The organism is Rheinheimera sp., assembly GCF_036568245.1.
Lineage (GTDB): Bacteria > Pseudomonadota > Gammaproteobacteria > Enterobacterales > Alteromonadaceae > Alishewanella.
Map to the genome: position 1 here is coordinate 1 of NZ_DATCSY010000017.1, position 2,055 is coordinate 2,055.

Below are 2,055 nucleotides of genomic sequence, written 5' to 3' on the forward strand. Positions count from 1 at the left end.
ACGGCGGTATTAAAGGTAAACCGATAAACCCACTGCACAGACGGCCGATAAAGCAGCCGCTTGACGTAGGTGTGCGGGCAGTAAACAGTATTCTGACGGTAGGTAAAGGCCAGCGTATGGGCCTATTTGCCGGCTCGGGCGTAGGTAAAAGTGTGCTGCTAGGCATGATGACGCGGGGTACCTCGGCAGATGTGATCGTTGTCGGGTTGGTTGGCGAGCGCGGACGCGAAGTAAAAGAGTTTATCGATGAGATCCTGGGGGATGAAGGCAAGGCGCGTTCTGTGGTTATAGCTGCGCCTGCTGATGTCTCGCCGTTAATGCGGTTAAAAGGTTGTGAAACCGCAGTGCAGGTGGCGGAGTATTTTCGCGATCAGGGGCTGGATGTACTGCTGCTTATTGACTCGATTACCCGCTATGCGCAGGCGCAGCGCGAAATTGCGCTGGCTGTGGGTGAACCGCCGGCGACAAAAGGTTACCCGCCTTCGGTGTTCGCCAAATTACCGGCACTGGTTGAGCGTGCTGGCAACGGTAGTGGCAGCCAGGGATCTATTACGGCGTTTTACACTGTATTGTCGGAAGGCGATGATTTGCAGGACCCGATAGCCGATGCTTCACGCGCTATTTTGGACGGCCATATAGTGTTGTCGCGTTCATTGGCCGACAGTGGGCATTTCCCTGCTGTTGATATCGAAAAGTCGATAAGCCGCGTAATGCCGTCTGTGACCAGCAACGAACATCAGCAAATGGCCCGTTCAGTAAAACAGCTATATTCCAGTTATCAGCAAAGTAAAGACCTGATTGCCATCGGTGCTTATGTGCGCGGTAGCGATCCTCAGTTAGATAAAGCCATAGCAATGATGCCCAATATCAACCGGTTTTTGCAACAGGGCATGCATGATGTTGTCGCCTACGATGACAGCCTGCAGGCGCTGAGCCAGTTGGCACCGGTAGCAAGGAGTAACACTGCATGATTAACAAGCGCTTTTCGATGCTGATTAAAATTCAGCAGGAAAGAGAAGAAAAGCTGCAGGCGCAGTTTGTCTCGGCCCAGCAGTTTTATCAGCAGCAGGAACAGAAGTATCAGGGGCTGGCAAATTATCGCACCGAATATATTCAACAAAGTCAGCAACAGGGCAGTGCTGGTTTACAAAGCCGGCAGTACACCCAATTTGTCAACTTTATCGGCAAGTTGGATCAGGCCATCTTACAGCAAGGGCGGGCAGTACATCAGGCGCGTGCGGCGGCCGAGCAGCGAAAACAAAGCTGGTTAGCCATGCAAAAGAAACGCAAGGCGCTGGAGTTGCTGGTTGAGCGTAACAACGTTGCAGAACTGCAAAGGCAGTTAAAGCAAGAGCAAAAAAATGCTGACGAGTATGCCAATCAGCTATTTATGCGCCGGCTGGCGGCCCAGCAGGATGAAAATCTGGCCTGAAAATTGAATGTTGATTGAAACGTAATAAAGGTAGCGGCCGTTAAAACGGCAAACTGCCAGATGAGCAGTAACACGCCATAGCTGTATTCTAATATAGCAGGCACGGGAGATAAGCATGACGCAGGGCTTACAAATATCAATGCTATTGAGCACCGATACCTCGCTCAAATCAGACAGTGCTAAAGCTGATGGCGGCAGTGATGGTGACGGTGCGGTGTTCGGTTCTATGTTCGGTGAGCTGGTTCAACCGGCAAAAAACGACCATGCCGACGCCAAACTACGGCAGTTGCCTGCCGCTGTAGGCCCGCTTTCAGGTATCAGTCAGGCGTTGCAAAGTGCTGGTATGGCAGCAAGTAGTGAAGAAGCCACCAGTGCAGACAGCACAGAAGATACATTACTTGCCGCCAGCTTGCTCGAGCAGTTGGCCCTAAAAGATAAAAGCCGCTCTGCTAAGGCGGAGTCTGCAGAGCAGAAATCAGAGCAAGAGCTATCCGCGGCAGATAAAAAGTCGGGGCAGGATATAGCGCAAATGGCCAGATTAAATGCCGCAGCCGCGCAACAAGAAGCCAGTGGCGAGATGGCGGCAGCGGCAACTGGTGCTGATAACAACGCCGAAACAGACT

At 52.0% G+C, this 2,055-nt stretch carries 3 protein-coding genes; all 3 read left to right on the forward strand.

The genetic code is table 11. The annotated features are described in order from the left end of the window. The coding region (locus VIN66_RS00710) for a FliI/YscN family ATPase (protein WP_331922206.1) at positions 1 to 971 on the forward strand (971 nt) is incomplete at its 5' end. Then, entirely contained in the window at positions 968 to 1,432 is a 465-nt protein-coding gene (gene fliJ / locus VIN66_RS00715; RefSeq protein ID WP_331922207.1) for a flagellar export protein FliJ, read from the forward strand. The genes VIN66_RS00710 and fliJ, both read left to right, overlap by 4 nt. A 115-nt stretch (positions 1,433 to 1,547) precedes the next feature. Then, positions 1,548 to 2,055, forward strand: a 508-nt coding sequence (locus VIN66_RS00720; protein WP_331922208.1) for a hypothetical protein, incomplete at its 3' end; no start/stop codon positions are given.

Coding starts and splice junctions, on each gene's coding strand:
- fliJ (WP_331922207.1), top strand. CDS start 968: ATGATTAACAAGCGCTTTTCGATGCTGATTAAAATTCAGCAGGAAAGA.